Source organism: Brevundimonas bacteroides DSM 4726 (assembly GCF_000701445.1).
In the GTDB taxonomy this organism is placed as follows: domain Bacteria; phylum Pseudomonadota; class Alphaproteobacteria; order Caulobacterales; family Caulobacteraceae; genus Brevundimonas; species Brevundimonas bacteroides.
In genome coordinates this window covers 68,983-91,832 of record NZ_KL370782.1, presented here as the reverse complement: position 1 = coordinate 91,832, position 22,850 = coordinate 68,983, and the positions used below count along the sequence as shown (strand labels likewise).

General features: G+C 69.0%; 27 protein-coding genes and 1 riboswitch. Of the genes, 12 read left to right on the top strand and 15 right to left on the bottom strand.

The genetic code is table 11. The features are described from left to right. Positions 1–39: 39 nt before the first annotated feature. The 6 genes from Q333_RS0115250 to Q333_RS17150 form a co-directional block, all read right to left on the bottom strand. A complete protein-coding gene (locus tag Q333_RS0115250; protein WP_029418112.1) occupies positions 40–288 on the bottom strand; it encodes a hypothetical protein in 249 nt (82 codons plus the stop codon). A gap of 72 nt (positions 289–360) precedes the next feature. Continuing rightward, entirely contained in the window at positions 361–1,152 is a 792-nt protein-coding gene (lptB, locus tag Q333_RS0115245) for an LPS export ABC transporter ATP-binding protein (protein ID WP_029418111.1), read from the bottom strand. Between the two features lie 27 nt (positions 1,153–1,179). After that, complete coding sequence (locus Q333_RS0115240; RefSeq protein WP_084176225.1) at positions 1,180–1,665, bottom strand: LptA/OstA family protein; 486 nt, start codon at positions 1,663–1,665, stop codon at positions 1,180–1,182. Between the two features lie 2 nt (positions 1,666–1,667). Continuing rightward, entirely contained in the window at positions 1,668–2,327 is a 660-nt protein-coding gene (gene lptC, locus Q333_RS0115235; protein ID WP_029418109.1) for an LPS export ABC transporter periplasmic protein LptC, read from the bottom strand. After that, complete coding sequence (locus Q333_RS0115230) at positions 2,324–2,944, bottom strand: ribonuclease D (protein ID WP_029418108.1); 621 nt, start codon at positions 2,942–2,944, stop codon at positions 2,324–2,326. Before Q333_RS0115230 ends, lptC begins: the two co-directional genes overlap by 4 nt. Positions 2,945–3,049: 105 nt before the next feature. Continuing rightward, on the bottom strand, positions 3,050–3,508 hold the full coding sequence (locus Q333_RS17150) for a hypothetical protein (RefSeq protein WP_051651379.1): 459 nt from the start codon (positions 3,506–3,508) through the stop codon (positions 3,050–3,052). A gap of 162 nt (positions 3,509–3,670) precedes the next feature. Further along, positions 3,671–3,843: riboswitch (yybP-ykoY riboswitch) on the top strand. A gap of 94 nt (positions 3,844–3,937) precedes the next feature. Here Q333_RS17150 and Q333_RS0115220 point away from each other — a divergent pair. Beyond that, positions 3,938–4,504 (top strand): TMEM165/GDT1 family protein, encoded by a 567-nt coding sequence (locus Q333_RS0115220; protein WP_029418106.1) that lies wholly within the window; start codon positions 3,938–3,940, stop codon positions 4,502–4,504. 3 nt (positions 4,505–4,507) lie between these two features. Here Q333_RS0115220 and Q333_RS0115215 read toward each other — a convergent pair whose 3' ends face one another. The 5 genes from Q333_RS0115215 to Q333_RS0115195 all read right to left on the bottom strand — a co-directional run bounded on the left by Q333_RS0115215 (position 4,508) and on the right by Q333_RS0115195 (position 8,241). Then, positions 4,508–5,092, bottom strand: coding sequence for a polysaccharide biosynthesis/export family protein (locus Q333_RS0115215; RefSeq protein WP_029418105.1), 585 nt, complete (start codon positions 5,090–5,092; stop codon positions 4,508–4,510). A gap of 29 nt (positions 5,093–5,121) precedes the next feature. Further along, a complete protein-coding gene (locus Q333_RS0115210) occupies positions 5,122–5,802 on the bottom strand; it encodes a class I SAM-dependent methyltransferase (protein ID WP_084176191.1) in 681 nt (226 codons plus the stop codon). Continuing rightward, a complete protein-coding gene (locus Q333_RS0115205; RefSeq protein ID WP_029418103.1) occupies positions 5,799–6,731 on the bottom strand; it encodes an alpha/beta fold hydrolase in 933 nt (310 codons plus the stop codon). Before Q333_RS0115205 ends, Q333_RS0115210 begins: the two co-directional genes overlap by 4 nt. Positions 6,732–6,796: 65 nt before the next feature. Next, on the bottom strand, positions 6,797–7,252 hold the full coding sequence (locus tag Q333_RS0115200; protein WP_029418102.1) for a MaoC family dehydratase: 456 nt from the start codon (positions 7,250–7,252) through the stop codon (positions 6,797–6,799). Continuing rightward, positions 7,249–8,241, bottom strand: a complete 993-nt coding sequence (locus tag Q333_RS0115195; protein WP_029418101.1) for a threonine ammonia-lyase — start codon at positions 8,239–8,241, stop codon at positions 7,249–7,251. The genes Q333_RS0115200 and Q333_RS0115195 overlap by 4 nt, the downstream gene beginning before the upstream one ends. Positions 8,242–8,286: 45 nt before the next feature. Between Q333_RS0115195 and glpK the strand changes: the two genes are divergently transcribed. Together glpK and Q333_RS0115185 are read left to right on the top strand one after the other, a co-directional pair. Further along, positions 8,287–9,783 carry a glycerol kinase GlpK gene (glpK, locus tag Q333_RS0115190; protein ID WP_029418100.1) on the top strand — a complete coding sequence of 499 codons (1,497 nt, stop codon included), beginning with the start codon at positions 8,287–8,289 and terminating at the stop codon, positions 9,781–9,783. Further along, positions 9,776–10,858, top strand: a complete 1,083-nt coding sequence (locus tag Q333_RS0115185; RefSeq protein ID WP_029418099.1) for a phosphotransferase family protein — start codon at positions 9,776–9,778, stop codon at positions 10,856–10,858. Before glpK ends, Q333_RS0115185 begins: the two co-directional genes overlap by 8 nt. A 3-nt stretch (positions 10,859–10,861) precedes the next feature. Here the strand turns inward: Q333_RS0115185 and Q333_RS0115180 are convergent, their stop codons facing one another. Beyond that, positions 10,862–13,048, bottom strand: a complete 2,187-nt coding sequence (locus Q333_RS0115180; RefSeq protein ID WP_029418098.1) for a primosomal protein N' — start codon at positions 13,046–13,048, stop codon at positions 10,862–10,864. A 6-nt stretch (positions 13,049–13,054) separates the two neighbouring features. Here Q333_RS0115180 and fsa point away from each other — a divergent pair, with 6 nt between their 5' ends. Genes fsa through Q333_RS0115165 form a run of 3 tightly spaced genes read left to right on the top strand, consistent with a single transcriptional unit; the run spans position 13,055 to position 15,391 of the window. Beyond that, on the top strand, positions 13,055–13,708 hold the full coding sequence (gene fsa, locus Q333_RS0115175) for a fructose-6-phosphate aldolase (protein WP_029418097.1): 654 nt from the start codon (positions 13,055–13,057) through the stop codon (positions 13,706–13,708). Positions 13,709–13,752: 44 nt separating this feature from the next. Beyond that, complete coding sequence (locus tag Q333_RS0115170) at positions 13,753–14,460, top strand: DUF484 family protein (RefSeq protein ID WP_051651378.1); 708 nt, start codon at positions 13,753–13,755, stop codon at positions 14,458–14,460. A 1-nt stretch (position 14,461) separates the two neighbouring features. Next, the gene (locus Q333_RS0115165; protein WP_029418095.1) at positions 14,462–15,391 is read left to right on the top strand and encodes a tyrosine recombinase XerC; all 930 of its coding nucleotides are present in this window, start codon (positions 14,462–14,464) and stop codon (positions 15,389–15,391) included. On the opposite strand, the gene Q333_RS0115160 is transcribed toward Q333_RS0115165, so the two are convergent. Continuing rightward, positions 15,388–15,735, bottom strand: coding sequence for a hypothetical protein (locus Q333_RS0115160; protein ID WP_029418094.1), 348 nt, complete (start codon positions 15,733–15,735; stop codon positions 15,388–15,390). The two genes, Q333_RS0115165 and Q333_RS0115160, sit on opposite strands and share 4 nt — an antisense overlap. Positions 15,736–15,868: 133 nt before the next feature. Between Q333_RS0115160 and Q333_RS0115155 the strand changes: the two genes are divergently transcribed. The 6 genes from Q333_RS0115155 (at position 15,869) to Q333_RS0115130 (ending at position 20,630) form a co-directional block, all read left to right on the top strand. After that, positions 15,869–16,822 (top strand): retroviral-like aspartic protease family protein, encoded by a 954-nt coding sequence (locus Q333_RS0115155; RefSeq protein WP_029418093.1) that lies wholly within the window; start codon positions 15,869–15,871, stop codon positions 16,820–16,822. A gap of 130 nt (positions 16,823–16,952) precedes the next feature. Beyond that, on the top strand, positions 16,953–18,011 hold the full coding sequence (locus tag Q333_RS0115150) for an isoaspartyl peptidase/L-asparaginase family protein (RefSeq protein WP_029418092.1): 1,059 nt from the start codon (positions 16,953–16,955) through the stop codon (positions 18,009–18,011). A gap of 4 nt (positions 18,012–18,015) precedes the next feature. Beyond that, positions 18,016–18,492 (top strand): methyltransferase family protein, encoded by a 477-nt coding sequence (locus tag Q333_RS0115145; RefSeq protein ID WP_029418091.1) that lies wholly within the window; start codon positions 18,016–18,018, stop codon positions 18,490–18,492. Further along, positions 18,483–18,752 carry a hypothetical protein gene (locus Q333_RS0115140; RefSeq protein ID WP_029418090.1) on the top strand — a complete coding sequence of 90 codons (270 nt, stop codon included), beginning with the start codon at positions 18,483–18,485 and terminating at the stop codon, positions 18,750–18,752. Before Q333_RS0115145 ends, Q333_RS0115140 begins: the two co-directional genes overlap by 10 nt. A 93-nt stretch (positions 18,753–18,845) precedes the next feature. Then, the gene (locus tag Q333_RS0115135; protein ID WP_029418089.1) at positions 18,846–19,577 is read left to right on the top strand and encodes a hypothetical protein; all 732 of its coding nucleotides are present in this window, start codon (positions 18,846–18,848) and stop codon (positions 19,575–19,577) included. Between the two features lie 45 nt (positions 19,578–19,622). Next, the gene (locus Q333_RS0115130; RefSeq protein WP_029418088.1) at positions 19,623–20,630 is read left to right on the top strand and encodes a fumarylacetoacetate hydrolase family protein; all 1,008 of its coding nucleotides are present in this window, start codon (positions 19,623–19,625) and stop codon (positions 20,628–20,630) included. A 4-nt stretch (positions 20,631–20,634) separates the two neighbouring features. Here Q333_RS0115130 and Q333_RS0115125 read toward each other — a convergent pair whose 3' ends face one another. Both Q333_RS0115125 and Q333_RS0115120 read right to left on the bottom strand, forming a co-directional pair. Further along, on the bottom strand, positions 20,635–21,678 hold the full coding sequence (locus Q333_RS0115125) for an LLM class flavin-dependent oxidoreductase (protein ID WP_029418087.1): 1,044 nt from the start codon (positions 21,676–21,678) through the stop codon (positions 20,635–20,637). Beyond that, positions 21,675–22,628 (bottom strand): ATP-grasp domain-containing protein, encoded by a 954-nt coding sequence (locus Q333_RS0115120; RefSeq protein WP_029418086.1) that lies wholly within the window; start codon positions 22,626–22,628, stop codon positions 21,675–21,677. Before Q333_RS0115120 ends, Q333_RS0115125 begins: the two co-directional genes overlap by 4 nt. Between the last annotated feature and the right edge of the window lie 222 nt (positions 22,629–22,850).

The window sequence follows — 22,850 nt, the reverse complement described above, 5'->3', positions numbered from 1 at the left end:
CCGTGGCCCGGAACTTGCTGGGACGATGAAGCGAAGCGGTTAACGGACGCCGAACATGATCGCGAAGTTGGCCGCGGCCAGCTCGAATCCGCCCCGCTCCATGACGACCTGAACGGACTGATGCAGGCCCAGGTAGGTGGCGCCCGCCATCAGCCAATGAAACCTTCGCGAATCTCTCAGCTCGTCATCATGGTAGCCAGGGCCCCACGGCAGAGCCCAGTTAAACCACGCGACCCATCGGCCCGGAGCGGTCAGGACGTATTCGATCGCGAACCAGGTGTTGGCCATGCCATCAGCTTGGACCCTTGTTCGTTTCCGCCGACTTGCCGAGAACGGTAAATGGCCACCCGCGATGCTGGCTCAGCCGTAAAGATCGCCCAGATAGACGCGGCGAACCTCGGGGTCGTGGATGACCTCGTCGGCGGTGCCTTCGAACAGGACCTCGCCGTTCGAAATGATGGAGGCGCGGTCGATGATATCCAGCGTCTCGCGGACATTGTGGTCGGTGATCAGCACGCCGATGCCCTCGCCGGCCAGATAGCGGATGACCTGGCGGATGTCGGCGATGGCCAGCGGATCAATGCCGGCGAAGGGTTCGTCCAGCAGCATGAAGCTGGGCCGGCCCGCCAGCGACCGGGCGATCTCCACCCGTCGCCGCTCGCCGCCCGACAGGGCCGTGGCGGGCGCGTGGCGCAGATGGCCGATGTTGAGCTCGTCCAGCAGACGGCTCGTCTCGGTCTCGATGGCCTTACCCGTGGCGTTCAGCTCGACCACCGACATGATGTTCTGCTCGACCGTCATGCCGCGGAAGATCGAAGCCTCCTGCGCCAGATAGCCGACGCCCATGCGCGCCCGCTGATACATGGGCTGGCTGGTGATATCGACGCCGTCCAGCCAGATGGAGCCGCTGTCGGCCGGGATCAGGCCGGTGATCATGTAGAAGCAGGTGGTCTTGCCGGCGCCGTTGGGACCCAGGAGTCCCGCGACCTCGCCGCGCTGGACGGTCAGGGAGACGTCCTTGACGACCTGACGCGCGCCGAAGGCCCGGGCGATGTTCCGGACGCGCAGGCCCTTGTCCAGCGGCGCGGGCGCGGCGGCCGCTTCGGCCTCGCGCTCCTTGAGGTTCAGGGCCGAGAGTTCCTTGCGCGCCATCGGGTCGCCGACCGGGCCGACCGGGCCTCAGTTCGACCCTTCCGGATAGAAGACGCCGCGCACGCGACCGCCCTGGCCCCCGCCCTCGATACGGGCCTGGCCGGTATCGACGTTGTAGCTGAGGCGCGAGCCGGTCAGGACGTTCTGGCCCTGGCGCAGGATCACGTCGCCGGTCACCACCACAGTGGCGTTCGAGACGGTATAGATCGCCCGGTCGCCCCGGATCGTCTCGGTCGGGGTGACATAATAGACATCGCCGGAGGCCTCGATGGTGGTCAGGCCGCCCGAGGCGTCACGCGCGCCCTCGATGGCGTTGGCGCGCAGCCGGGCCTGACCCTGGGTGATCTCGGCGCGACCGCGCAGGGAGACCGAGGTGTTGGTCAGCTCGCCTGTGTCGGCGCCGTAGCCGATCGGCTGGTTCGATGTGTTCGGCCGGCTCTGGGCCAGCGCCATGCCGCCCGCTGCGAGCGCCAGGACGGTCGCGGCCGTCGCGAGGAGATGCGTCGTCTTCATGGTCATTCACCGGAGGCGGCGGCGATCGTGCCCCGCACCTTGTTATCGCCCGAGCCGCTGAACACGACCCGCTGGCCCTGTTCATATATGGCATAGGACGTCGCGGAAATGGTTCCAAGCGGCCCGCGGCCTTCAACGCCCTTGTCGCCGGTGACGACACCGGTGGCGGTGTTCACCACAGCCTCTGGCGTCGTCAGGGTAAAGCCCGACCCGCCGTCGGAAATCCGCACATTGGGGCCGATGGTCACCGTGCGCGCCGTCTCGTTGTAGACGCCCGCATCGGCGGTCATTTCGGTGACCTTCGCGCCGCCGAGATTGAGCCGCAGCACCGGGCCGTTCAGACGGAATCGACCCGTCGCCGGGTCGCGCACAGCGCCCTCCGCTCCGATGACGAAGCTGCGGCCCTCGGCGTCCTGACCGTGGAACATGGGGTTGTCGAGCCGGATGTCACGCGCCTGGCTGGCCTCACGCTCGACCCCGGACATCACGGTGCGGAACACCGTCCAGGTCAGGGCCCCGCCCGCCAGCACCACGATCAGGATGGGCAGCAGGCGGCGGTAAAGCCGCACCCGCTGAGACCGCGCGCGCCAGCGTTCGGCCTCGGCCGCCAGCCGCGCCTCGTCGGCGGCCTTTCGATCCTCGGCCGGATCGGTCTGGCTCATTTGGTCCAGGTGTGGGCGAAGACGTCGTCCTCGAAGCCCATGAGGTCGAGCCGGGCTCGGACCGGCAGGAAGTCGAAACAGGCCTGCGCCACCGCCGTCCGGCCCTCGCGCGCCAGCATTTCATCGAGCTTCGCCTTGATGACGTGCAGGTGCAGGACGTCTGAGGCGGCATACTCCAGCTGGGCCGGAGACAACTCGGCCGCGCCCCAGTCCGACGACTGCTGGGCCTTGGACAGGTCGATGCCGGCCAGCTCGCGCGCGACATCCTTCAGGCCGTGCCGGTCGGTGTAGGTGCGGGCCAGCTTGGAGGCGATCTTGGTGCAGTAGACAGGGCGGGTCTCGACGCCGAGATGCAGCTCCAGCATGGCGATGTCGAAGCGGCCGAAGTGGAAGATCTTCAACACGGCCGGATCGGCCATCAGCCGCTTCATGTTCGGACAGTCGTAGGACGGGCGGTTCAGACGAACGACATGGGCGTCGCCGTCGCCGGCCGACAGCTGGACAACGCACAGCGGATCGCGGCGGAAGCGCAGGCCCAGCGTCTCGGAATCCACGGCGACTTCGGGGCCCAGGTCCAGGCCGTCGGGCAGGTCGCCCTCATGAAAGTGAACGGTCATGGCGCTTCCTAGCGCAGCGGCGGTCCCGACGCGATAGGCGTGGCCCCAAAGCAAAAGGGGCCCGGACGCTGTCCGGACCCCTTGAGCGTTTTAATGGGGATCGGCTTAGTGGCCGCCGTCCACGGGCGTGCAGACCGTGCCGTCGGTGCAGTCCGAGAAGTGGACCTGCGGAGGCTCGACCAGGATTTCCGACGGCCGCACATGGACCTCCGGACGCTGCACATAGATCTGGGCCGGGGCGATGCGGATCGGCGGGGCGTCCACATAGACCGGCGGGCCCTGGATGTTGACGACCGGGCCGGCGACCTGAACCGGGCGGCCGATCACCCGGTAACCCGGCGAGGCGACGGTAATGGCCGGACCGGCAGGAACGTTGATCGGCGGCGGCCAGCCACCGGGAGGCGTGTAGCCACCACCGCCCGTCCACGGGCCGTAGAAATCGACGACGCGGGTACAGGCGCAGGGCACGCCGTCGTAGTGCGGCGCCTCGGCACAACCATGACCGTCCGTCGCCGCAGCGCCCGAAATCAGCATGGAGGCCACGATCGAAGTGATCGGATCCATTCAGTCAGCTCCCCTCTCAAGTCCTTGCGAGACTTCACTTTTCCCCTGTCAGGCGAACCCTTGAGGAGGTCTGCGACCCGCAGCAACACGGTTATATTAACCATTTTGGACTGTCTACCTCCGGTGCTGCGCTTGCCCTGCGGTGTGGCAGCGACTACACGACTTCGCGTCATCGGGGAGTAGTCACCCGCGCGTTCAGCGGGGCCCGCGTCAACAGACTTCCTCTCGCCCGGAGGGGATGGCGCGGACGGTTCGGATCAGAGGCCCTTCCTTTCGGAAGCCTCGTCCCTCAAGCAGCGACGCCGCGCGTCGAGTGTTGGGGGACACTCAAACCTGACAAGACCGTTGGCTTCGCAGGGTTGATTCCACGCGGGGTCCGGCTGCGAACGCCACAGGTCCGTCCGCCGAGGCCCCGCGATCGAGTGCGTTTTGGACGCCGCGCTAATTTCCATCGGCCTCGTCTCCTTGGCGGAGATAGGGGACAAGACCATGCTGCTGGCGATCGCGCTCGCGGCGACCTGGCGACGCCCGACACCGATCGTTCTGGGAATTCTGGCCGCCACCCTGGTGAACCACGCCTTCGCCGCTGTGGCCGGCGTGCTGGCGGCGCAGTACCTGGAGGGCCCGTGGATGCGATGGGTCGTCGGGATTGCTTTCCTGGGCTTCGCAGTCTGGGCCCTGATCCCTGACACCCTGGAGGTCGCTCAGGCAGAGCCGGCAGAGAAGAGCGCCTGGGGCGTGTTCTGGACGACCACGGCGGCCTTCTTCCTGGTCGAGATGGGGGACAAGACCCAGATCGCTACGGCTGGACTGGCCATCCGCTTCGATAGCCTGCCTCTCGTGATCGCCGGGTCGACCATCGGCATGATGCTGGTCAATGGCCCGGCGGTTTGGCTGGGCGAGGCGACGGCCCGCAGGCTGCCGCTCAGATACATCCGCATGGCGGCAGCAGCCGCGTTCGCCGCGACGGGGCTGTGGGTCCTGATCGCGGGCTGAGCCCTAGAAGAACCGCTCGCCAATGCGGATGGTGTCGCCGGGTGCGACCTGAGTGTTGGTGGTCAGGGGATAGGCCTGCTCGCCCCCGCTGTCAGCACGACGGATGTAGACCCGGCGCGTGTCGGCCCGATAGGTGAACCCGCCTGCCGTGGCCACCGCGTTCAGGACCGTCAGGTTGGCCGTGTACGGGTATTCGCCCGGCGTATTGACCTCGCCGAGGATATAGAAGGGCCGGTAATTCAGCACCTCGGCGTTGACGCGTGGCTCGTTGATGTAGCCCTGACGCAGGGCCTCGGCGATGGCTTCCTGGAGCTGGGCGATCGTCAGCCCTTCGGCCTGGACTTCGCCGATCAGGGGCAGGGAGACCTTGCCGGAGTTGCCGACGGTGAACTCGCCGGTCAGCGCCTCTTCACCGAAGACGTTGATGCGGACCTTGTCAGCGGGGCCTAGGCGATACTCGGGCACGATCCGCACAGCTGCCGCGACATCATCGGTCTGGGCGAGGGGAGCGATGGCTGGAGCGGCGGCGCAACCAGCCAAGACCAGACCGAGCAGAAGACCGAGTAACCAGGTCAGACCGTTACGCATGACGCTATCCCCTGTATCCCGCCAGCCTTCTAGCCTTGGTGAGCGCTCTGATCCAGTCCGGGAACGACGTTCGGTTGTGACGGTGGATGATCCGTCCGTCGCCTGAGGATCCATGCTTCTGAGCCGGTGTCGGGCCGACCTCCGTGGTCGTCCCGAATGAAATCGCCGTCGGCCAGGATGGCGGCATAGGCGCTTGCGCCCAGGCTGGCGTGATAAAGGCTCTCGCCGCGCCAGTGTCCGATGCTCACGCCGGCCTCGGTCGCAATGGTCATCATCAGAACGCCGTTGGGCGGCAAATGCGGCAGCAGGTGGCGTAGCGCCCGGCGCTGATCGCCCGGCGTCAGGTGGAACAGGCTGTACCAGACGAGCACACCGTCGAACGTGCGGGCGAGGTCGAACGCGCGCATGTCGCCGACAACCCATTCTCCCTCGGGCAATGTTTGTGCGGCATGGGCGAGGAGGCGGGGCGATGCGTCCAGGCCGGTCACGCGAAAGCCTCGCTCAATCAATGCAGCACCCCAGGGCCAGCCGGAGCCACAGCCGACGTCGAGCACGGCTCCGCCCCGCGGCAGGGCTGCGGCGAACCGCTCGAACGCCTCAACCTCGTCGATGGATTTGCCGAGACCGCCGAGGGCCGGACCGCGATCCGCGATCCAGCCCTCGGCCTTGTCGTCATAAAGGCCAATAATGCGCTCGGCCGGGTCGATCATTCCGCCAGGAAGGCGTCCAGCTCGGCGAAGAAGGCCTGGGGCTGGTCGATGAAGACGAAATGCGCCGCGTCATCGATGCGGGTCAGCTCCACGCCCGGCAGGGTGGCGTAGGACATGCGGTAGATGGTGTCGGAGATCTCCGGGCTCATTCCGGGCATGTCGAAGGCCACATAGACGACCTCGGTCGGGACCGTGATATTGGCCAGCTCAGGGCGCAGGTCGGTGACGATCAGCTCGCGATAGGCGTTGGACGAGACCATGCGGTCGCTGGCGGCGGTGTCGGCGAGGATCATAGGCTCAGCCGCCTCGTCGCGGACCATGGCGGCGACGGTCTGGGCGGCCTGGGCGCGGTAGGCCTCTTCAGGGTTGTTCAACATCTGGGCGTGGATCATGTCGGCGATCGGCGTGACGCTTTCGACCGTCGGATTGGTCCCAGGCTGGCCGAACATCGCGCCCATGAAGGGCACCATGTCCACGACCATCAGCTTGCCGACCGCGTTGGGATGGCGCGCCGCCAGCATCATGCCGATGGTGCCGCCCATGGAGTGGCCGACGACGGCGGGCCTATCCAGCCCCTGCTCGGCGATGTAGCGGGCGATCTCCTCGGCCACCGGAGCGGCGACGGGGCCCTCGGCGTTGCCCTCGACCGGCGCGCCGGCGAAGCCCTGGATGTGGATGGAGTGGACGCGCCAGCCTGCGCCCAGGTGATCGATCGTCCCCTGCCAGACCTTGGGAGAGGAGCTGAGACCCGGAATCAGGATTATGTCGCGCACGCCCGGACCCGCCTCGCCGTCGACACGGACGTGCATGCGGGTCGACTGGAAGTCGGCGTGGCGATGATGCGAATGGTCGGCGGCCTCGCGGCTCTGGGCGAGGGCCGGGGCGGCGAGGCAGAGGGCGGCGGCGGCGCAGACGAGGGTTCTGAACATGGCGATGTCTCCTGTGTGGCCCGGATATGCCGCAGTTACTTTGGAATGTAAAGTGCTTTTCTTGATCAGGCCGAGACGATCTGCATCCCCAGCCATTCGGCGATCAGGGCGGGCTTTTCCGAGCCCTCGATCTCGACGGTCAGCTCGTGCTTCAGCAGCCAGCGACCACCGCCCTTGTCTTCGGCCGACAGCAGCTTGAACCGCCCGCGCACCTTCGATCCGGCCGGAACCGGCGCGAGGAAGCGCAGCTTGTCGAAGCCGTAGTTGACGCCCATCACCACGCCCTCCAGCGGCTTGACCGCGTCATAGGACATGGCCGAGGCGAGGCTCAGCGTCAGGAAGCCGTGGGCGATGGTTCCGCCGAACGGGGTGGCCTTGGCGGCCTCCGGATCGACGTGGATGAACTGCTCGTCCTCGGTGATCTTTGCAAACGCGTCGATGCGGGCCTGGTCGATCTCGATCCAGCGGCTGACGCCGACCTCCTGGCCGATCAGGGAAGCGAGGTCACTCGGCTTAGTCATGCGGCGGCTCCGGTGAAGCGGTCTTCGATGATCTCGGCGAACAGGGCGGGGTCGATGTTGCCGCCCGACAGGACGACGGCGGTGGTCCGGTCGCGGGTCTCGACCTTGCCCGCCAGCACCGCCGCCAGCGCCGCCGCCCCGCCCGGCTCCAGCACCAGTTTCAGCGTATGGAAGGCGTAGCGGACGGCCTCGGCCGCCTCCAGGTCGCTGACGCCCAGCGCCCCCTTCAGGACCCGCTGGTTGATCGGGAAGGTCAGCTCGCCGGGGATGGGGGTCTGGAGCGCGTCACAAATCGAGGGCGCGGCCTTGGGATGGCCCACCCTCTGCTTGGCCGCTAGGGACCGCGCCGTGTCGTCGAAGTTCTCGGGCTCGACCGCCCAGCTCAGCGTCTTGGGGCTCTTGGCCTCCAGCACCAGATTGATCCCGGCCAGCAGCCCGCCGCCCGAGCAGCAGCAGACCAGCTGATCGATCGCCGTGTCGGACTGCTGCAGGATCTCCAGCCCGCTCGTGCCCTGACCCTCGATGACGAAGGGATCGTCGAAGGGCGGCACCAGGACGGCGTTCTTCTCGGCCGCCAGCGCGGCGCCGATCTCCTCGCGGCTCTCGGTCCAGCGGTCGTAGAGGCGCACCTCGCCGCCGAAGCGCCGAACGCCGGCGATCTTGATGGCCGGGCTGTCGGACGGCATGACGATGGTGGCGCTGGTTCCCATCTTCTGCGCCGCCGCCGCCACGCCTTGCGCGTGATTGCCCGACGAGAAGGCGACGACGCCTCGCGCCCGCTCCTCGTCCGTCAGGCGGCTGATGCGGTTGTAGGCCCCCCGGAACTTGAAGGCCCCCGCGACCTGCAGATTCTCGGCCTTGAGCAGGATGCGCCCGCCCGCGCGTTCGTTCAGGGCGGGGCTCTCGATCAGGGGGGTGCGGACGGCGACCCCCTCGATCTGACGGGCGGCGTCGATGACGCCTTCGAAGGAAGCGATGCGGTCGGCCATGTCCGGCGGATTAGCGCATCGCCCGATCCTGCGTAAGGTGGCGCCATGACGACCTGCATCCTCGCCATCGACCAGGGCACCACCTCGACCCGCGCCATCGCGTTTGAACTCCGCGACGACGGCGGATTGCACCCCGTCGCCATCAGCCAGATCGCGCTTCAGCAGCATTTCCCGGCCTCCGGCTGGGTCGAGCACGACGCCGATGAGATCTGGACGGCGACGCTCCAGACCTGCCGCGAGGTCATCGCCAAGGCCGGCGGGATCGGCCGGTTCTCGGCGGTCGGCATCACCAACCAGCGCGAAACGGCCGTGATCTGGGACGCCGCGACGGGTGAGCCGCTGCACCACGCCATCGTCTGGCAGGACCGGCGCACCGCCGACGTCACCGACCGCCTGAAGGCCGAGGGGCATGAGACGGCGGTCCAGTCCGCGACGGGCCTGATCCTCGACCCCTATTTCTCGGCGACCAAGTTCGCCTGGCTGCTGGACGCCGTACCCGGCGCGCGCGAACGGGCGGACCGTCGTGAAGTCTTGCTCGGCACGATCGAGACCTGGCTGATCTGGAAGCTGACGGGCGGTGCGGCCCACGTCACCGATGCGACCAACGCCAGCCGCACCTCCTTGATGGACCTGAAGGACCGGGTCTGGCGCGACGACCTGTGCGCCCTGTTCCGGGTGCCGCGCGGGGCCCTGCCGGACATCCGCGAATGCGCGGGCGAGCTCGGCCAGACCGAGGCAGGGCTGTTCGGCCGGGCGCTGCAGATCACCGGTTCGGCGGGCGATCAGCAGGCGGCGCTGGTCGGCCACGGGGCGCTGAAGGCGGGCGACGCCAAGATCACCTATGGCACCGGCGCCTTTCTGGTCGCCAATGTGGGGCCGGCGCCGGTGGCCTCGACCAGCCGGCTGCTGGGCACGCTCGGCTATGCGGTGGACGGCGAGGCCGCCTATGCGCTGGAGGGCTCCATCTTCTCGGCAGGCTCGGCGATCCAGTGGCTGAGGGACGGCGTGGGCATGATCGCCGACAGCCGGGGCTCCGAGGCGCTGGCGCAGGGCTTGAAGGACAACGGCGGGGTCTATCTGGTGCCCGGCTTCACGGGGCTAGGCGCGCCCTGGTGGGAGCCGGAGGCGCGCGGGGCGATCATCGGCCTGACGCGGGATTCGACCCCGGCCCACTTCGTCCGCGCGGGGCTGGAGGCCTTGGCCTATCAGACGCGCGACCTGCTCGACGCCCTGGCCGCCGACGGGGCACCGAGGCTGGGCGTGCTCAAGGTCGACGGCGGGGTGACCGCCAACGCCTTCGCCATGCAGTTCGTCGCCGACATCTGCGATGTCACGGTCGAGCGCCCGGCGTTTCAGGAGATGACGGCGCTGGGGGCCGCGCGGCTGGCGGCCTATGGCGCGGGGCTGATCGACGACCTGAAGCCGCGCGGCGACGAGGCGCCCGCCGTCTGGACGCCGCGCATGGACGCCGGCGAACGCGAGCGGCTGCTGGGGGGCTGGCGTCGCGCCGTGCGGGCCGCCATTGTCGCCGCCCATGACTGACTCCGCCGCTCTCGACGATCCGCAATCGACCTTCTCCGGCACGCGCGAGGTCGATCCCCGCTATCGCCTGGACGAGGCCGCGCTCGACGCCTGGATGACGGCGAACGTGGCAGGCTACGTCGGGCCGCTGACGGTGCGCCAGTTCAAGGGCGGGCAGTCGAACCCGACCTATGAGTTGACCACGCCGACCGCCGCCTATGTGCTGAGACGCAAACCCCCGGGGACCCTGCTGCCTTCCGCCCATGCCGTGGATCGCGAGTTCACGGTGATCTCGGCGCTACATGCCGAAGGCTTTCCGGTCGCCCGTGCCCATGCGCTGTGCACGGATGAAGACGTCATCGGCTCCATCTTCTACGTCATGGACAAGGTCGAGGGCCGGGTCCTGTGGGACCTGAAGCTGCCCGGCATGACGCCAGACCAGCGCCGCGCCATCTACGACACCCAGGTGGATACCCTGGCCGCGCTGCACCGCTTCGAGCCAGACGCGATCGGCCTTTCCGACTACGGAAAGCCGGGCAACTACTTCGCCCGTCAGGTCGCGCGCTGGACCAAGCAGTATCAGGCGTCCGAGACCCATCCGATCCCTGACATGGACCGGCTGATCGCCTTCCTGCCGCCAGGGCTGCCGCCCGAGGGGCCGACGCGGATCGTCCACGGCGATTTTCGGCTCGACAACATGATCCTGGCGCCCGACGCGCCTGAGGTACGGGCGGTCCTGGACTGGGAGCTGTCGACGCTGGGCGATCCGATGGCGGATTTCTCCTACCTGCTGATCGCCTGGGCCATTCCGGCGACGCTGCGCAATGGTCTGGCCGGCGCGGACCTGAAGGCGCTCGGCATCCCCTCGGTCGAGGAGACCGTCGCCCGCTACGTCGACAAGACCGGCTCGCCGCCGCCCGCCAACCTCGACTGGCTGTTCGCCTACAACCTGTTCCGGCTGGCCGCCATCTGTCAGGGCATCGCGGGGCGGGTTCGCGACGGCACGGCGGCCTCGGCCCATGCGCGGACAATGGCGGCGCAGGTCGAGCCGCTGGCGGCTGGAGCCTGGAGCTTCGCCAAGAAGGCGGGGGCCTGACCGCTACAGGAAACTGTAAGGGTCCACATCGACTCTGAGGCGGACCGACCCCGGCACCTTCACCCGCGCCAGCCAGGCCCGCAGAAAGCCTTGCAGATCCACGTCCCGGTCGGCGCGGACCAGCAGCCGCTTCCGACGGCGTCCGCGCACGAGGGCGAGTGGCGCGTCGGCGGGGCCATAGACCTCCAGCCGCTCGGCGTTGGGAATGGCGGCGGCCAGCGCCGAGGCCGTGCGTTCCACCGCGCCGGCGTCTTCACCGGACAGGACGATCGCGGCCAGCCGACCGTGCGGGGGCAGCGACGCCATCTCCCGCTCGGCCATCTCCGCCTCGACGAAGGCGTCGCGGTCGCTGGCGGCCAGCGCCATCAGCACCGGGTGCTCGGGCGTCCAGGTCTGCAGCAGCGCCTGGCCCGGTCGGTCGGCGCGACCCGCTCGGCCCGTCGCCTGGGTCAGGAGCTGGAAGGTGCGCTCGGCGGCGCGGAGGTCGCCGCCCCTCAGGCCAAGGTCCGCGTCCACCACCCCCACCAGAGTCAGGCGCGGGAAGTTGTGGCCCTTGGCGGCGGCCTGGGTGGCGACCAGGACGTCGATCTCGCCCTCGGTCATGCGCTGGATCAGGGCGCGCGCGGCCTTGCCGTCCGGCACGGTGTCGGAGCTGAACACGGCGGTGCGGGCGTCGGGAAACAGCAGCCGCACCTCCTCCTCGACGCGCTCGACGCCGGGGCCGACCGAAACGAGCGTGTCCTTCGCTCCGCAGGCCGGGCAGGCCTTGGGTCGCGGCATGGAAAAGCCCGTCAGGTGACAAACCAGCCGACCGGTATAGCGATGTTCGACCAGCCAGCTGTCAGTGTCCGGCGCCGTCAGCCGGTGGCCGCAGGCTCGGCACAGCACGACCGGCGCATAGCCGCGCCGGTTGAGGAAGAGCAGGGTCTGCTCCCCGACCGCCAGCGTCTCGGCCATGGCGGCGCGCAGCGGCGGCGAGAGCCATTGCTCCCGCTCGGGCGGGTGCTCGCGCAGGTCCAGCAGGCGGATGTCGGGCAGGGTCGCCGCCCCGTGACGCCGCCCGAGCCGAAGCCAGGCGTAGCGGCCCTGGCGCGCGTTCCACAGGGTCTCCAGCGACGGGGTGGCGGAGGCCAGAACGGCGGTCGCCCCCTCGATCCGGGCGCGGGCCACGGCCAGGTCGCGGCCGTGATAGACGAGGCCATCCTCCTGCTTGAACGAGCCGTCGTGCTCCTCGTCGACAATCAGAAGGCGCAGCTTCTGGAAAGGCAGGAACAGGGCCGAACGCGCCCCGACCACGATGGTGCAGCGCCCGGCGACGACCGCCTCCCAGACCTGTCGACGCCGAGGGCCGGAGACGCCGGAGTGCCATTCGGCGGGCACCGCGCCGAAGCGGGTCGTGATGCGCTCGATCACCGCCTGGGTCAGGGCGATTTCGGGCAGGAGGATCAGGATTTGCGCCGTCGGATCGGCCCGCAGCGCCCGAGCCACGGCCTCCAGGTAGGCCTCGGTCTTGCCCGAGCCGGTGACGCCGTCCAGCAGGAAGGCGGAGAAGCCGCCCTTCTCCGCCGCGTCGCCGATGGCCTGCGCGGCCGCCGCCTGATCCGGGTTCAGCGTCGCGGGGCGGTGGTCGGGATCGGGCGGGTCGAAGGCGGCGACGGCCGCGATCTCAACGATCTCCAGCACGCCCTCGTCGATCAGGCCCTTGACGACGCCGGACGAGACGGCGGCCGCGCGGGCCAGATCGGCGGCAGGAAGAGCACGGTCGCCCAGCGCCTCCAGCACCGCCGCGCGGGCGGGCGTGGGCCGGACGGGTTGGCGGTCGCCGACGCGGCGCACGCGCCGTTCCGGACGGGGCGCGGGATTGCGCAGCCCTTTCAGCGTCAGGGCCGCCATTTCGCCGGGCGGGCTGAGCGTCCAGCGCGCGGCCCATTCGACGAAGTCGAGCGCGCCGCCGGGCACGGGCGGCTCGGTCAACCGTTGCTCCACCGCCTTCAGTCGCCGGTTCGACCCGGTGGTCTCGCGGACCTCCGAAACGATGCCGCGCATCAATCGTGGACCGAGCGGCACGGCGACCTGATCGCCGCGCGCGAGGTCGAGCGCGTCGGGGACTTCGTAGTCGAAGGCCTCGGGCACCGGCAGGGGAAGGAGGACGGATGCGACTTTCACCGGGCGGCCCGCTCGGCTAGACATCGCGCCATGAAACTCTTCCTCGACACCGCAGACGTCGCCGTCATCCGGGAGATGATCCCCACCGGCATGGTCGATGGCGTGACCACCAACCCGTCTCTGATCGCCAAGAGCGGTCGCAACATCGCCGAGGTCATCGCCGAGATTTGCGCCCTGGTCGAGGGGCCGATTTCGGCCGAGGCCGTGGCGACCGATTTCGAGACCATGGTCCGCGAAGGCGACAAGCTGGCCGCCATCGCCCCCAACGTGGTCGTCAAACTGCCCCTGACCTGGGACGGGCTGCGGGCGGCGCGAAACTTCGCGGACAAGGGCATCAAGACCAACGTCACCCTGTGCTTCTCGGTGGCCCAGGCCATGCTGGCGGCCAAGGCCGGGGCGACCTTCGTCTCGCCCTTCGTTGGGCGGCTGGACGACCACGGGGCGAACGGGTCCGAACTGATCGAGGCCATCCGCGTCCTTTACGACACCCACGGATTCGAGACGGAGATTCTGGCGGCATCGCTGCGCCATCCGGCCCATGTCGAGGCCGCGGCGCTGGCGGGGGCGGACGCCGCGACGCTTCCGGCCGACACCTTCAAGGCCCTGGTCAAGCACCCGTTAACCGACAAGGGGCTTGATGCCTTCCTGGCCGACTGGGGCAAGACCGGCCAGTCGATTCTCTGATTCTGCGGCCCGGCGCGTCCTCCGGGAGGAGCGCCGACCGCGTGATGTCGAAGGAAGAGACCGCCGACCTGTTCGCCCCGCGCGAGCCGCACTGGCCGGAGATTCGCGCCTGGCTGCAGGCCAACCCCGACACCCTGCTGGATGACCGGTCGCTGCTGGAAGAGATCGGCCTGCTCGTGCGAGGCCGCAACGTCGTCGAGTTCGGCCGCACGGCGCTGACGAAGCTCGAGGCCGCCGCCGAGCGCGAGGCGGACGCCAGGAAGCGCATCGAGGACGTCGCCCGCGCCAACTTCGCCGCCCAGACCCAGACCCATGTCGCCGCGCTGGACCTGATGGAGGCGCGCAGCCACTCCGATCTGGCCCGGCGTCTGGACGCCGCCGCCCAGGCGCGCTTCGGCCTGTCGGCCGCCGCCATCGCTGTCGAGAAGCCGGGTGGCGTGCCGTTCGGCTGGAAGGCGCTGGAACCGGGTGGCGTGGACGCCTGGCTGGGCGGGCACGGCCTGACCTGGCTGGGACCGATGTTTCCGGAGCTCGACCTCTTCGGCCCGGCGGGCGATGAGGTGAAGTCGGTCGCCCTGATCCGCATGGCCCTGCACTTGGGCGGCGAGCGGGCCGAGGAGGCGCGGCCGGCGCTGGCGGCGTTCGGATCGCCCGAGCCCGAAGGGTTCACGCCCGGCATGGGGTGCGAGCTGGTGGCCTTCGTCGCCGCTGTGGTGGCGCGCACCGCCGAGCGCTGGCCGGTCCTGAGCTGAGATGACCGCCACCCAGGTGCCAGCTTCCGAGGCCTTCGCAGCCTGGCTTGAGCACCTGGCGCACGAGCGCCGCCTGTCGCCGCGAACACTTGAGGCGTATGGGCATGTCGGCCGGAGCTGGCTGGCGTTTCTGGAGCGGCATCGCGGCGAGCCACAACGGCTGGCGGATCTGGGCACCGTGACCGCAGCCGAGGTGCGCGCGCATCTGGCCGAGCGACGCGGTGGCAATCATCCCCTGTCGGCCCGGTCGCTGAGCCAGACCCTGTCGGCCATCCGCACCTTCCACGGCTTTCTGGACCGGCGCTGCGGTGTGCCGACGCCTCAGCTGGCGCTGGTGCGAGGACCCAGGGTCAAGCCGTCCCTGCCCCGGCCCGTCAGCGCCGATCAGGCCAAGGGAATGCTAGCCGAGCCCGGCCTCGATCCTGACGCCGAGCCTTGGGAGGCGCTGAGGGACGCGGCGGTGCTGAGCCTGCTCTACGGCTGCGGGCTGCGGCTCTCGGAGGCGCTCAGCCTGAACCGCGCCGACGCGCCCCTGCCGGAGACACTGAGGATCACAGGCAAGGGCGGCAAGACCCGAATCGTGCCGGTCCTGCCCGCGGTGCGCCAGGCCGTGGACCGCGCCGTCGCCGCCCAGCCCTTTCCGCCGGAACCGACCGATGCCCTATTCCGGGCCCGTCGCGGAGGGCCGTTGTCCGCCCGGCACGTTCAGGCCACGGTCCAGCGGCTCCGGGGACGGCTCGGCCTACCCGCCTCGGCGACGCCGCATGCGCTCCGGCACAGTTTCGCCACCCACCTGCTGGGCGCGGGGGCCGATCTACGCAGCATCCAGGAATTGTTGGGCCACGCCAGCCTGTCGACGACGCAGAAGTACACCGCCGTCGATGCCGCCCATTTGCTGGGGGCCTACGCCTCGGCTCATCCAAGAGCCTAGTCGGCGAGCCGCCGCGTCAGGGCGGTGGCCGACGATGGGACGGCGGCCGAAGATGTCGAACCCGGCGACCGGTATCCGACGACGAGGGGCGCGGGACATCCTGCGATCCGGCGCTCCAGCAACAGGTGCAGGCCGATCGCCGGATCGGAGTCACGCCACAGCAGGTCCTCGGCGGCCGCCGGAGCGCTTCGGATGAGTACCGTCTGAGGCGAGCAACTCGGGTGCGGTCGACCCAGAACCGGAATGTCAGCCGCCGTCCGGTGCGCCTGATTCAGAGGCTCGGCACCAGGCGCAATCGTCACCGACTGGGGCTCGGCGACCAGAAGCAGCAGGATCGGCAGCATCACGACCTCCCATGTTCGCAACCCTGCATAGCACAGTCCGGTACCAAGACGAACGCTTGCGTGAAGCCCGACGCTTGGCGCCGCCCGACCCGGAGCCTAGCGTCACGGCCCGGGTTTCGGGGCGAGGGCTGGCATGGACCAGGGTGATGAGCGGCTGGATCGAGGTCTGGACCGGCGCGTCGCACTGTCCGGGCTGGTCGCCGCAGCCTGGCTATCGAGTCAGCAGACCCCGCCAGAGACGGCACAGGCCCTGTCGGTCAACAGCCTGACCCGCATGGCGGCGACCGTTCGCGTCGACGGGCACGAGGCCCTGTTCGTGCTCGATACCGGCGCGGAACGGACGGCCATCGCGGCCGATCTCGCGGCGTCGCTGGGATTGCCGGCGGGGCCGGGCCTCGTCGTCCACGGAGTGACGGCGGCTGAGATCGTCGCCTCGGTCGTCCTCGGCCGACTCAGCTTCGGGGGCCGACGGTTCCGGCATCTCGTCGCACCGGCCCTTCCTCGCCGGAGCCTCGCCGCCGACGGTCTCGTCGGGCTGGATGTCTTGTCATCATTCACTCTTGAAGTTGATCTGATCCGGCGCGAGGTTCGAATTAGGCCCGCTGGCGACCGCATCGTGACCGGCGTGCCTCCGACCAGGCTGCCGCGCGAAACCGGGGCCCGGACCGGGCGGTTCGGTCAACTGATACTGCTGAACAGCCGGGTCGAGGGTCGCCCCGTGGACGCCTTCGTCGATTCGGGTGCCCAATATTCCATTGGAAACTTGGCGCTGCTTTCTTCGCTGGACGGAACAACGACGCGTGACGGCATCGACGTCTATGGCGTGACAGGCCAAAGGCTCGCCGCCCGTCTCGGCCAGGTACGGGATTTGACGGTCGGCGGGCGGTCGCTTGGTGAGACGCCTTTGCTATTCGCCGACCTTCATGCCTTCGAGGCTCTGGGGCTGGCAGACCGTCCGGCCCTGCTGCTTGGGGCCGACGTGCTCTATCGGTTTGACCGGGTCATGCTGGACTATGGGCGGGGGCGCGTCGCCTTTGGAGCGGTTCGCCCATCGTTTGCGCCGCCACCGGCGACGCGGCAGGGCTGAATGGAGATGGTCCGAGCTAGCATCGCGCTTCGCCTTCGGTCGAGTCCTCTGGACATTACAATCCCCGGCTCCGACGATGCCTGACCCTAGACTGACCTAGACCACAGCGCGCAGCGGAGCGAACGGCCCGATGAACACAACAAAGCTTTCGGCGCTGGTGCTCCTCGCGTCAGCCGCGCTCACAGTCCCCGCCGCCGCACAGGATGCACCCCGCTGGGCCTTCGCCATCCACGGCGGAGCCGGCGTCATAGAGCGCGCGAACCTGTCGCCTGAACAGGATGCCGCCTACCGCGCTTCCCTGTCGCGCGCGCTCGAGTCCGGGGCCGCCATCCTGCGCGACGGCGGATCCTCGCTCGACGCCATCGAGGCCGCCATCCAGATCATGGAGGACGACCCCCTGTTCAACGCGGGCAGGGGCGCCGTCTTCACGGCCGATGGGCGCAACGAACTCGACGCGGCGGTCATGAATGGCCGCGACCTGTCCGCCGGGGCCGTCGCGGGCCTGACCACCACACGCCACCCCATCGCCGCTGCGCGGGCGGTCATGGAACACTCGCCCCACGTCATGCTGATCGGCCAGGGCGCGGACAGCTTCGCGGCGTCTCAGGGGCTGGAGCAGGTCGATCCCTCCTACTTCTTTACCGAGCGGCGCTGGCGCGGTCTGGAGAATTTCCTCCGTGAGCGGAACCTGCCCATCCCCGCCCGCCCGCTCGGCGCGCCCTCCGCCGGCATGGCCTCGCTGGAACCGGCTCCGCCGCTGAACGAGCGCAAGTTCGGCACAGTGGGCGCCGTAGCGCTGGACCAGTCGGGAACCCTGGCGGCCGGGACCTCGACCGGGGGCACCACGGGCAAGCGCTGGGGCCGTGTCGGCGACGTGCCTGTGCTTGGCGCGGGCACCTATGCCTCCAACCGCGACGGCTGCGCCGTCTCGGCCACCGGAGACGGGGAGTTCTACATCCGCGCAACGGTCGCCCGCGACATCTGCACCCGCATCGCCGCCGGGGCTTCGTCCGAAGAGGCCGGTCAGGCCGAAGTCGACGACGCCCTGTCGCTAGGGGGCTATGGCGGGGTCATCGTCGTGGATGCGAACGGCGTGCCCGGCTTCGCCATGACCACTTCCGGCATGTATCGGGGCGCGATCACCTCCTCGGAACCAGCCCGCGTGGCCATCTACTCCGACGAAGACTGAGCCCATGAGCCGCCCGGCATCCGACATCCCCGGCGTGATCGCGCCACCGCCTCTGATCTATCTCGGCTTCCTCGCGCTCGGCTGGGGCGTAGGTCGTCTGATCGAGGAACCGGGCCTGGGTCTAGACCGCAATCTGCGCGGCGGGATCGCGCTGGCCGGGTTGGCGCTCGGTCTCTTCATCGAGGCCTGGGCGGCCGGCATGTTCCAGAACGCGAAGACAGCGGTGCAACCGTGGAAGCCCTCCACGAGCCTGGTGACCACTGGCATCTATGGCGTGACCCGGAACCCCATCTACCTCGGCTTCGCCATCACCTATCTGGCGCTTGCCGTGGGACTGAACAGCCCGCTGGCGCTTGTCCTGCTGTTCCCCTGTCTGCTCGTCGTCGATCGCTTCGTCATCCAGCGCGAGGAGGTCTACCTCTCCGCACGCTTCGGCGCTGACTATGACGCCTATCGTCGCCGGGTCCGCCGATGGCTGTGAACCCGGCCGATGAACTGACCGAGATGGCCCAGGAGGAGCTGAACGCCGCCTGCGCCCTGACCTGGCCGGAGCTGAAGCGGATCACCCCGTGGGGCGACAGCTTCGAGGGCTTCGCCCCTTCCGGGCGCACGGTCGAGGTCGAGCGTCGCTACCTTTGGGCGCACGACCCCGCCGGTGCCATCGTCGTCGAAGTCGAAGTCCGCGATCCGGCGACCAGGACGGGCGTGGAGGCCCGCGCCCTGCTGCACGCGCCGGGCTGACGCACAGGTTTCACCGACCGGCGTTAACCTTTTCCGTTGCGAAGCCGCCCCGGCCCGCCAATGATCGGCCAGGCCGTGACGGGAGACCCATCGATGTATCCTCAGGATTTCCCGGTCGAACGCGCCGTTCCGGTCATCAGCCTGCCGATGGTGCTGGCGGGTCTGGCGGTCCTCGCGCTCGCGGTCTGGGCCGGATATGCGTTGGCGCGAATGAAGAAGAACGACGGCCCATCCCCTCGAGCCGTCGCCGCCTCCATCCACGCCGCCATCCAGCGCAAGCTGAACGCCGCGCTCGCCGCCCATGGCGGAGCCACCATCAACGCCGCCCAGGCCCTGGTCGACGAGATCGAGATCCGCCTGGGGACGGTGCTGGGCCTGGCTGGTCCGCTGGGCAAGTCGAGCGGCGCTTTGAAGGACGCCATCGCCGGTAAGGTGAAGCCCGCGGCCCCGCCTCCGCCGCCGATCCAGCCGGTCACCCCTCATGCGGTGATCGTCCCAATTCCCGGTCAGGGAGGCGGGGCTGCTGCTTCGGCTGCCGCGGGCTCAGGCGCGGCTGGAGCAGCGGCCGTGGGCGAGAGCGGTGGTCTGGTCGGCGCGGTCCTGCACCTGCCTCCTGGCCCGCCGCCGCCGCCGCCACCGCCGTCGCCGTCGCCGCCCCAGCACGTCGCGGGCGTGCGCGCGGCGCTGGAGGAGTTCGCCGGCTGGTGGGGGACGACTCCTTCCGATCCTGCCGCCGACGCGCGGATCCGGGAGCTGGAGGCCGCCGCCCGCCAGCTGGCGACAGAGGTGCCCGCGCCCAAGCCCACCCCGGGCGGCCATCACTGATCCCCGGCGTTCCCATCGACGCGGAAAGGCCGTAAGCCTCCCGCCATGAAACTCGCCTCGCTCAAGCACGGCCGCGACGGCCGCCTCGTCGTCGTCTCCTCGGACCTCGCCTGGTTCACCGACGCCTTCCTGATCGCCCCGACGTTGCAGGCAGCGCTGGACGACTGGGACCGGTGCGAGCCCCGCCTGCGGGCGCTGGCCGAAAGTCTGGATCACGAAGCCGTGCCACGCGGCCGCTTTCATGAGCGTGACACCGCCGCCCCCTTGCCCCGCGCGTACCAGTGGGCGGACGGCTCGGCCTATGTGAACCACGTCGAACTGGTGCGTAAGGCGCGGGGCGCCGAGATGCCCGCCAGCTTCTGGACCGACCCCCTGATGTATCAGGGCGGCTCGGACCACTTCATGGGCCCGCGCGATCCCATCCGGCTCGCCGACGAGGCGTGGGGCTGCGACCTGGAGGCTGAAATCGTCGTCGTCACCGGCGACGTGCCGCAGGGCGTGACACCGGAGGAGGCGAAGGGGCACATCCGCCTCGTCGGTCTGGTCAATGACGTGTCGCTCAGGAACTTAATCCCCGGTGAACTGGCCAAGGGCTTCGGCTTCGTCCAGTCCAAGCCGGCGTCGGCCTTGTCGCCCGTCTTCGTCACGCCGGATGCGCTGGGCGACCGCTGGAAAGACGGCAAGCTTCACGGTGCCATGGCGGTCCAACTGAACGGCCAGGATTTCGGTCGCGCCGATGCCGGAGTCGACATGACCTTCGACTTCGGCGTCCTGATCGCCCATCTGGCGAAGACGCGTTCCTTGGTCGCCGGGTCGATTATCGGCTCAGGCACGGTCTCGAACCGCGGCGCCGACGGCGGCCCCGGCAAGCCGGTCGACCAGGGCGGACTCGGCTACTCCTGCATCGCCGAGGTGCGGACGGTCGAGACGATCACCTCCGGCGCGCCCACTACGCCCTTCCTGAAGCACGGCGACACCGTCCGCATTGAGATGCTCGATGAGAAGCACCACTCGATCTTTGGAGCGATCGAGCAGGTTGTGACGCCGCTCTAAACCGTCAGTTCGGCCGCATCACCTGCGCCGAGAACCGCTCCATCTCTTCTTCCTGAGGCGACATCTGGAGCAGCAGCAGGTCCAGCCCTGCCGCCTCGAAGGCCTCAATCCGCTCCCGGACAGTTTCCGGCGTGCCGACGAAGCCGGGGCGCAGGCCGCGGTTGGAGACACTGTACTCGAGGATCTTCAGCTCGCGTTCCAGTTCCGTGCCTGACAGCCACTGGTCAAAGTTGGCGAAGCCAGCGGGCGGCTGGCCCTCGGCCAGGCCTGGGATGGTCGTGATACGCTCCAGTTCGCGCTCGGCCTCGGCCTGGCTGTCGCGCACGATCGCATAGCCCGCCATGCCGTACTGCATCGGCGGCAGGCCGAAGCTCTCGCGCCGCGCCTTCATGTCGGCCACCTTCTCTGCGATGAACTCCGGCTCGTCGCCATGCATGACATAGGCGTCGCAGAATCGGGCGATCAGGGTCTTGGCCGCTTCCGACTCGCCGCCCGCATAGATCACCGGGCGCGGCCGCTCAGGGCTCGACGTCGGCTTGGGCTCCACGATGGCGTCCTTCAGCGTGTAGTAGCGCCCCTCGAAATCGACGCGTTTCTCCGTCCACAGACGGTTCAGCACTTCCAGCCATTCGCCGGTGCGGGCATAGCGGTCGTCATGCTGGTCGAACTGCAGGCCATAGCTCTCGGCCTCCTTGGCCCACCAGGACGACACGACATTCAGCGCGAGGCGGCCGCCCGAGATCCGGTCGATGTTGGCCGCCTGCTTGGCGAACAGGGCCGGCTGGTGAAAGTTCGGCCGCACCGCCACCATCAGCTCGATCGTCTCGGTGATCGCCGCGAGCGCCGCCGCCGAGGACCAGGCGTCCAGCGCCGGCGCCTCGATGCCCTTGATGTCGTTCAGGTTCAGCTCGGCGATCAGGGTCAGGTCATAGCCCAGCGTCTCCGACCGCTTGACCAGTCGCGACAGGTTCTCCCAGCTCGCCTCGCGCTCGTCGTCGACGTTCCTCAGCCAGCCGCCGAAGACCGGGGCCCAGTATCCGTATCTCATGCCGCCAGGTCTCCGCCGCGCTTGGCCTTCTCGTCCGCGATGATCGTCTTCAGCCATTCCACCAGATCGTCGTGCGGGTCGAAGCCCAGCACCTGGACCGGATTGGCCACGAAGTTCGACAGACCGTTGATGTCGTAGAAGAGAACCGAACCGTCACGCTCGTCGACCAGATATTCGACCCCGCCGACCTCCAGCCCGCCCTCGACAGCGATCCGCTCCACCGCCGCGATGATCTCCGCCGACGGCTCGGCCTTCGTCATCGTTAGCGTCGGCGCGCCCGGCCGCACCAGACAGGCGTCAGCGGGGCACAGGTCGAAGGCGTCGCCCGGGCTCTCGATGTCGATGGCGTACAGGTATTTGCCGTTCAGCGTCTCGACGCGCGTCACCTTGCCGTCGCGGCGGGGCGCATATTCCTGGATCAGGGAGATGCCGTTGACGCCGACCGGGCACCACTTCTCGCCCGCCGCCTCGGCCAGTTTCTCCGGCGTCTCATAGCGGGTGATGCCCGCGCCCGCCCCGCCGATGTCCGCCTTGACCAGCACGGGGAACCGCAACCCTTGCGCCGCTGCCGGAATGTCCGCTTGCCGGTGCGCCACCCGCGTCGCCGGACCCTTCAGCCCCAGCCGCGCGATCAGGCTCATCTGCCGCGCCTTGGAGGTGTCGATGTTCAGCGCCGAGGCATTCACCACCCGCGTCCCCAGCCCCTGCCAGTGCTCGAACAGGCTTTGGGCGTAGAAGATCGGATGCTCCGGATCGCGCAGGAAGGAGCTCATCGCCACCCGGCTGAACACCACCGTCGCCGGAGCGGGCGAGGCGGCTGGGTCGAAGGTGCTGCCCGCCAGGGGCACCTTCACATAGCTGACGCCGTGGCGCTCCAGCGCCCGGAACAGGGGCTCGAACCACTCAGGATGTTCATAGACGACGGCGAGGTCAGGCAGTGAGGCGCTCATGCGACGCCAGATGCGTTACACCACGATGGAACGCAAGGCCTCGACCCATTTTCCTGATGACGCGGCCCGGCGTCGCCCGCTATGAGCGGACCCGCGCCCCGGTGGTGGAATTGGTAGACGCGCCGGACTCAAAATCCGGGCCGGATAGGGTCCGGAAACGTCGGGAAAGCAGCGGGCGATCTAACAAAATCAGCGACTTAGTTCCGATGGCGCGGGAAACTC